The 343-nt window shown below is 33.2% G+C and carries 1 pseudogene; it reads left to right on the forward strand.

From position 1 onward, the window contains the following. A pseudogene (locus HMPREF2647_RS08440) lies at positions 1–343 on the forward strand (FIVAR domain-containing protein); the annotation flags it as partial.

The following is a 343-nucleotide window of genomic DNA, read 5'->3' on the forward strand; positions in this document are numbered from 1 at the left end:
AAGAAATCAGGGATGAAAAAGTAAAAGTAGAAAAAGCATTAACAGCATTAAATCAAGCGAAAGATGATTTAAGAGCAGATAAAACAGAATTACAACATAAACTTCCAGAATTAGATCAACGTGGCATTACCGAAGGTAAAAAACCAGCAAGCATCACTGCTTATAATGAAGCTCTAGGAAGAATACAAAGTGAAATTGAAGAAGCTAAGACGAAAGCACAAGAAGTGTTAAATAAAGAAAAAGCAACACCAGCAGAAGTGAAAGAAGCATTAGACAAAGTGAAAGCAGTCTTACCAAAACTTACTGAAGCGATTAGTTTACTTCATGACAAAGAAAATAATAG

It is taken from the genome of Staphylococcus sp. HMSC035D11 (genome assembly GCF_001836075.1).
Lineage (GTDB): Bacteria > Bacillota > Bacilli > Staphylococcales > Staphylococcaceae > Staphylococcus > Staphylococcus hominis.